The sequence below is a fragment of the Embleya sp. NPDC056575 genome, assembly GCF_042793325.1.
In the GTDB taxonomy this organism is placed as follows: domain Bacteria; phylum Actinomycetota; class Actinomycetes; order Streptomycetales; family Streptomycetaceae; genus Embleya.
The window spans coordinates 1-6,655 of sequence record NZ_JBHTVA010000145.1 but is presented as its reverse complement, the minus strand read 5'-3'; the positions used below and the strand labels follow the sequence as shown (position 1 = coordinate 6,655).

The window sequence follows — 6,655 nt, the reverse complement described above, 5'->3', positions numbered from 1 at the left end:
CCGGGCGGCGGGGGGCCCCCTCCCGGGCGCGGGCCGCGCTACTCCCGCGACATCAACTCCGCCGCCACGACCGCGCCCAACTCCGTACAGGCCGCCAGGGACTCCCGCGAGGGCGGGCCCGCCACCTCCACCGGAGGCCGGACCCGGCGCCATTGCAGCCCGGTCGCCGCCGCCTCGACCGAGCGCACCGCGCCCGTGGTGTCACTGCCGCCGTGGACGTACAGCCCGTACGGCCGCCGCGTCGTCTCTTGCTGACACACGTAATAGACAGTGTCAAAGAAGTGTTTCAACGCCCCCGACATGTAGCCCAGGTTCGCGGGTGTGCCGAGGAGGTAGCCGTCCGCCTCCAGGACCTCCACCGGCGAGCAGGTGAGGGCGGCTCGCACCCGCACCTCCACCCCCTCGATCTCCGGGTCGCGGGCGCCCGCGAGGGTCGCCTCCAGCATTTCGGCGAGCGTCGGCGAGGGCGTGTGGTGCACCACGAGCAGGATGGCCATGGCCACACGCTGCCAGAAGCCGGCCGCGCCGGCGGGCATGCCCCGCGACGCGCGCCGCGAGCCGCCGCCTTCCCGCGCCCGGCGCTTCCGTGCGTCCTCCATACGGGTGATTCGCCGAGGAAATGATGGAGATTCCACCCGTTTGATGCTTTGACACGTGCGCACCATTTGTCACGATAAGAGCACTTTAAGTAATACGTCGATAGGCCAACCGGCCGGCACCTCGGGGAGAAACCACCCACATGCGCCTCACCCCCCTGCGGCAGCGACCACTGCCCTACCCCCGCACCAAACCCCCCGCCGACCCGGCCCCCGAGACCGCCGGCCACACCCCGGCGCCCACGCCCACGCCCACTCCCGCCCCCGCCCCCGTCCCCCCGCCCGTTCCCGCCCCCACCGCCCCCGCGGCGCCCACCCTCGTCTCGGTCGTCCGCCGCACGCTCGTCCCGGCCGTCCACGCCACGAACGCGCAATCCCGCGCGTTCCACACCGTCTACGCGATCGCCACGCTCCCGCTGGTGATCGCGTTGCACCTCGCCCTCTGGGCGTTGTCCACCCCCGGTCGCCTCGGCGTCACCGTTCTGGTCCTCTACGGGATCGCCCGGACCGGGATCCTCACCCCACCCCCCACGCACTGAGTGCACCGCCCCAAGGAGTACCCATGGTTCTGTCCATCTCCGGCGTCCTGTTCCTCGGCGTCATCGCCTACGTCCTGTTCCGCAAGGACGGATTGCGCATCCCGCACGCCCTCGTCTGCGCCCTCTTCGGCTTCTATCTGGCGGGCAGCTCGATCGCCCCCCACATCACCGCGAGCAGCAACAGCATCGCCAACCTTCTCAGCGGCATCACCTTCTGAACCGCCGCCCCGCCGCCCCGCCGCCGCGCCCGCACCCCCGGTGCGCCGCGTCTCGGCGCACCGGTGAAGCCCTCGCACAGGCGTCGCCTTCGAGTGCCTCACCCGTGCGCCGAGGCGAGCACGGCGGGCGGACCGCTCCCCGAACGTCACGCACAGGCCCCGGCTCGCCCCCCGAACCGGGGCCTCCCGCCTACCCCCATCAACCCCCCACGGAGACCGCATGTCCCCCGGCCCCAAATCCCTCGCCGCCATCGCCCAGCGCGCCAAGGACGGCATCGGCAACACCCGCTCGCGCGCCACGCGGATCCACCAGCACACGCGCGACACCTTCTCGCCCGTGCTCACCCTCGGCCGCGGCCTGAACCGGCAACTCGCCTGGGCGCGGGCCTGGTGGAAGAACGCCTCCGCGGACAAGCGCAAGGCCGGGGCCGCGGTCGTCGCCGGCGCGGTGCTCGCCCTCTATTTCCTGCCCTATGCCCCGCTGATCGCCCTGCTGCTGATCCTGGCCGCCGCCGCCTGGCTCGGCCGCACGGACAAGCCCCCCGCCCCCGAGCCCGGCCCCGAACCCGTCGATCTCCGGCTCCAGGCCGTCTACAACGGCCTCGTGCCGCACCTCGCCGACGACCACGACCCGGCCAGGCTCTTCCACCCGGGCGGCGCGTACCGCGACGCCTTCCGCGACTGGGGACTCGACGGCGACCGGATCACCCGCCTCGAACTCGCCTACAGCCCCTACTTCACCGACGACGACCCCGGCGCCCGCGCCCGGATCGAGCGGGTGCTCCAGGCCAAACTCGGCCGCGGCCGCGAGTACTTCCACGACTGGGACACCGAGAACAACCGCCTCACCGTCGCCGCGCTGCCCCCGCTGCCCCCCGCCGTCCCGGCCCAGCAGTTCGTCACCGCGCCCTGCGAGATCCTGCTCGGCATCACCGACGCGGACAGCACCAACCGCCGCACCCCGATCCGGGTCGACGGAGCCACCCACCAACTCCCGCCGGTCATCTGGCGCACCGGCAACCGCGGCACCGACCCGCACCTGCTCGCCGTCGCCGCTCCCGGCGCGGGCAAGTCGAACCTGCTGCGCACCATCGCCCTCCAGGCCGCCCGCGACGGCGACATCGTGGTGATCGACGGCAGCGGCTCCGGCGACTACGCCTGCCTGGCCGGACGCCGCAACATCCTGCGCATCGAGACCGGGTACCACGGCGCCCTGGAGACGCTGACGTGGCTGCGACACGAGACGCAGCGCCGGATCGCCGCCGTCACCCACGCCAAACAACACGGCACGCCGGTCCCGGACAACGCCCGGCGTCCGCTGTGGGTGATCCTGGACGAGATCACCGAACTCGGCGACCTCGCCGCCGGCCAGGGCACCACCGACCCCCAGGAACTGCTGGACCTGCCGCTGCGCCTGGGCCGCGCCACCCACATCGGCGTGATCACCAGTACCCGCCCCACCCACCTGGACCGGCTGCGCCCCGCGCTGATCGCCGACACGCACACGCGCGTCGTCCTCGGCCCGCTCGATCCCGAGGCCATCCGGACCGTCCTGGGCACCGGCCCCGGCGTCTCCGGCGGCGAGGACATGCCGCCCGGGCGCGGCTACGTACGGATCGGCATCGGCCCGGTGGTGCGCATCCAGGTCCCGCACACCCCGGACCCGCTCGAAGAGGACACCCCCGAGGCCGAACGCCGGCGCCTGCTCGCGCTGCTGCCGCACCACACCGACGCGTTCACCGTCGAGGACCCCACCATCTCGCTCGCCAAGGAATTCCGGCGAGAGCCCGAACCCACCGCCTGACCGCACGGCGCGCCCCCTGCCCGGACGCCGCGCCGCCCCCACGCTTGCGAAGGGCCCTCCGAGCCGGCACGGCTCGGAGGGCCTCGACGTGTACCCGGTCCTCGCCCGGTACGCCACCAAATACACAAAACACATCACTTCACCCGCACCCGCGCGCCATGATGGTGCCCCGCACCCCCACGGAGGACGTGGACGCCCAGTGTTCGACCTCGCCAACTTCACCGTCAGCGACATGGTGGTGTGCAGTTCCGAACTGCGCCGGGTCACCGCCGAATCGGCCACCACCGAGGACGCCGCCCGGGCGATCGTGCGGCACCTGCGCACCAGCTTTCGCGACCCGGACACCGGACGGTCCCAACTCGTCCTCACCCGCCTGTTCCAGACCATGCCCTGGCGCAACCTCACCCCGGACCTGGAACAGCGCGCCCTGCGTCGGCAACCCGACCTCGTCCCGCACCCCGACCTGCGCTGCCTCACCCTCCTCGCCACCACCGGCGACCGCCCCGAATGGCGCGACCGCACCCGCTCGCGCCAGCACCAGGTGGTCGCCTTCCCCAGCGCCGAGGCGGTCCGCCGGGCACCGATGATCAGCGCCATGCTGGCCCAACTCGGGGTCACCGCCGAGGAGATCGTGGCCGGCCCGCTGAGCGGCGACACCGAATGGGACCGGCACGACATCACCCACATCCCCGACGCGCTGGCCGGCAGCGCCGTCCCGGACAAGGAGTTCATCCGGAGCCACGGCATAAAATCCGTGGTCGGCTACGCCGGCAAGCTCCCCGACGGCGAACTGTTCACCGTCCTGATGTTCACCCGCGTGTACATCCCGGCCCGGATCGCCGAACTCTTCCGCACCGTCGCCGTCTCCACCCGATTGGCCCTGCTCCCGCTCAACACCGCGCCCCTGTTCGCCGGCGGCCCGGGACGGAACACCCCCGTCACACACCTCGCCGCCGCCCGCCTGGACGCGCTCGAACAACTCCTGGCCGCCCACGAGGACACCTCCGCGCAGGCGGCCCTGGTCGCCGCCGACGCCCGCGACCGGGTGCGCTCGCAGCAGGAACAACTCGCCTACAAGCAGCGCCGGCTCGACCAGGAGACCCGAATCGTCGAGACGCTCTACCGCGTCGGCCAAAAGCTCACCCGCGAACTCAACCTCGAACGCCTGGTCCAGGCCGCCACCGACGCCGCCACCTCGGTGATCGCCGCCGAGCACGGCATCTTCCGCTACATCGACTACGACACCGGCGGCGTCGCCGACACCCGCTACGCGGTCACCAGCCCCGACCCCACCCTGATCGACCGCCTCCCGCGCCCGCGCCCCACCCTCGCGGCGCGCACCCGCCCGCAGACCACCGTCGTCCCGCCGGCCACCGTGCGCCGCGGCGACCTCACCGAGGACCCGGGCGCCGCGGGCCTGCTTCCCTACCGGGTCAGCACCGCCGGGCAACCCCCGGTCCGCAGCCTGCTGACCATCCCGGTGACCACCGCCACCGGCGAGGACCTGGGCGCGTTCTCCTTCTGCCACACCCGGGCCGACGTGTTCACCGAACGCGACGAACAACTCGCCCTCGGCATCGCCGCCCAGGCCGCCACCGCGATCGAGAACGCCCGGCTGTTCCGCAGCGTCCGCGACACCGCCGTGGAACTCCAGCGCAGCCTGCTCCCGCAGGTCCCGCCCGACCTCGACGAGCTGGACATCGCCTTCCGCTACCTGCCCGGGGCCAAGGGCCAGCAGGTCGGCGGCGACTGGTTCGACGTGATCCCGCTGTCCGCCGGGCGAATCGCCCTCGTGGTCGGCGACGTGATGGGCCGGGGCCTACGGGCCGCCGCCGTGATGGGCCAACTGCGCGCCGCGGTCCGGGCGTACGCGGTCATGGACCTGCCGCCCGCACAGGTGATGCGGCACCTGAACCGGTTGGTGACCGGGCTCGGCGGCGAGGACCAGATCATCACCTGCGTCTACGCCGTCTACGATCCCGGCGACGCCACCGTGCACTGGTCCAACGCCGGGCACCTGCCGCCCGCGCTGATCAGCGCCGACGGCAAGGTCGAACTCCTGGAGGACGACCTCGGCGTCCCGCTCGGCCTGGACGGCACCACCTTCGAGGACGCGATGGTCGGCTTCGACGCCGGCGACCAGCTGCTGCTGTACACCGACGGCCTGGTCGAATCGCACGACGCCTCGCTCACCGACCGGCTCCAGGAACTCACCGAGCACATCGACGGCACCACCGGCGGCACCTGCACCGTCGCCGACGTGGCCGACCTGCTGGCCAAGACGATGCTCACCGGCCAGGAGCCCGACGACGTCGCTCTGCTGCTGGTGCGCGCCCGGCACAGCGTCGAGCGCACCGCCGGCCTCGACCTGCCGCCCACCCCGCGCTCGGCCCGCGAGGCCCGCGACTTCGTCCGCGCCACGCTGGCCCGCTGGGGCCTGGTCGACCACAGCGACACCACCTGCTCGGTGGTCACCGAACTCGTCTCCAACGCCGCCGAACACGCCCGCACGCCCATGGAGTTGCGGCTGCGCCACCATCCGGGCCGGCTGATCGTCGAGGTGGTCGACCACGACGGGCGACTGCCCAAGGAGATCGCCTCTCCCGGCCACGACGAGCGGCATCGCGGGTTGTGCATCGTGGCCGGTCTCACTACCGACTGGGGGGTGCGGCCCACCGACACCGGGAAGATCGTCTGGGCGGAGATCCGCGACCGGTGAGACCCACGGGGTTCGCCGCGTGGCGGTACACGTCGCCGACGGCGCGTTGTCGGGGCGATTCCGGTGGACCGTGCGAGTTATGCCACTTTCTCCCGGCGATGTGATGAATCATCCGTTTTCGGGTAGCTACCCACCGTCACGGACCCCGAGCCGTCCCCGTCGACCCCTCGGTCGGGAATCTTCGGGGCCCGTCACGCGTTCTGCAATCGGACGAGACAGCAAGACCTGTCGATGTGGGTTACCAGCCAGGAGGCACGATTCATGAGTGAGCGAGCTCTCCGCGGCACACGCCTTGGCGCCACCAGCTACGAGACCGATCGCGGTATCGATCTGGCGCCGCGTCGCACCGTGGAATACGAATGCCCCCGGGGGCACCGCTTCGAGATGCCGTTCTCCGTCGAGGCGGAGATCCCGTCGACGTGGGAGTGCCGCAGCTGCGGAGCCGTGGCGCAGCTGGTGGACGGCACGCCGCCCGAGGAGAAGAAGAACAAGGCGACACGCACGCACTGGGACATGCTCATGGAGCGGCGGACCAGGGAAGAGCTGGAAGAGGTGCTCGCCGAGCGCCTCGCCGTACTGCGGTCGGGTGGGATCAACCTCCACCACGATCCGCGCGACAACCGCAAGAGCGCCTGAGCGATCCCCGCGCGAGCCCGCTCCGGGCCCGTGCGGATCCCGTCGACAGGTGGCACCGACGCCCGGGGCGCCGACGGCCATCACGGGGGGGGGGCCCCGGGCGGCGTGCTGGGGCGCGCAGGGGCGCGGGGGCGGCGGGGGTG

Annotated in this window: 6 protein-coding genes; 5 read left to right on the top strand and 1 reads right to left on the bottom strand. The window is 72.4% G+C overall.

The window, feature by feature from the left end:
* Positions 1 to 38: 38 nt before the first annotated feature.
* Positions 39 to 497 carry a flavodoxin family protein gene (locus ACFRCG_RS48070; RefSeq protein WP_380043015.1) on the bottom strand — a complete coding sequence of 153 codons (459 nt, stop codon included), beginning with the start codon at positions 495 to 497 and terminating at the stop codon, positions 39 to 41.
* Between the two features lie 242 nt (positions 498 to 739).
* Here ACFRCG_RS48070 and ACFRCG_RS48065 point away from each other — a divergent pair, with 242 nt between their 5' ends.
* The 5 genes from ACFRCG_RS48065 to ACFRCG_RS48045 all read left to right on the top strand — a co-directional run bounded on the left by ACFRCG_RS48065 (position 740) and on the right by ACFRCG_RS48045 (position 6,512).
* Positions 740 to 1,135: a hypothetical protein gene (locus ACFRCG_RS48065; RefSeq protein ID WP_380043014.1), complete on the top strand. Its 396-nt coding sequence runs from the start codon at positions 740 to 742 to the stop codon at positions 1,133 to 1,135.
* A gap of 23 nt (positions 1,136 to 1,158) precedes the next feature.
* Complete coding sequence (locus tag ACFRCG_RS48060) at positions 1,159 to 1,353, top strand: DUF2304 domain-containing protein (RefSeq protein ID WP_380043013.1); 195 nt, start codon at positions 1,159 to 1,161, stop codon at positions 1,351 to 1,353.
* A gap of 220 nt (positions 1,354 to 1,573) precedes the next feature.
* Positions 1,574 to 3,157, top strand: coding sequence for an ATP-binding protein (locus ACFRCG_RS48055; RefSeq protein WP_380043012.1), 1,584 nt, complete (start codon positions 1,574 to 1,576; stop codon positions 3,155 to 3,157).
* A gap of 199 nt (positions 3,158 to 3,356) precedes the next feature.
* Positions 3,357 to 5,876 (top strand): SpoIIE family protein phosphatase, encoded by a 2,520-nt coding sequence (locus ACFRCG_RS48050; RefSeq protein WP_380043011.1) that lies wholly within the window; start codon positions 3,357 to 3,359, stop codon positions 5,874 to 5,876.
* A 261-nt stretch (positions 5,877 to 6,137) separates the two neighbouring features.
* Positions 6,138 to 6,512 carry an RNA polymerase-binding protein RbpA gene (locus ACFRCG_RS48045; RefSeq protein WP_380001362.1) on the top strand — a complete coding sequence of 125 codons (375 nt, stop codon included), beginning with the start codon at positions 6,138 to 6,140 and terminating at the stop codon, positions 6,510 to 6,512.
* The last annotated feature ends 143 nt before the right edge of the window (positions 6,513 to 6,655 follow it).

Bases quoted from the DNA above. Each gene is read 5' to 3' on its own strand.
- ACFRCG_RS48070 (WP_380043015.1), bottom strand. From the start codon at position 497: ATGGCCATCCTGCTCGTGGTGCACCACACGCCCTCGCCGACGCTCGCC.
- ACFRCG_RS48065 (WP_380043014.1), top strand. From the start codon at position 740: ATGCGCCTCACCCCCCTGCGGCAGCGACCACTGCCCTACCCCCGCACC.
- ACFRCG_RS48060 (WP_380043013.1), top strand. From the start codon at position 1,159: ATGGTTCTGTCCATCTCCGGCGTCCTGTTCCTCGGCGTCATCGCCTAC.
- ACFRCG_RS48055 (WP_380043012.1), top strand. From the start codon at position 1,574: ATGTCCCCCGGCCCCAAATCCCTCGCCGCCATCGCCCAGCGCGCCAAG.
- ACFRCG_RS48045 (WP_380001362.1), top strand. From the start codon at position 6,138: ATGAGTGAGCGAGCTCTCCGCGGCACACGCCTTGGCGCCACCAGCTAC.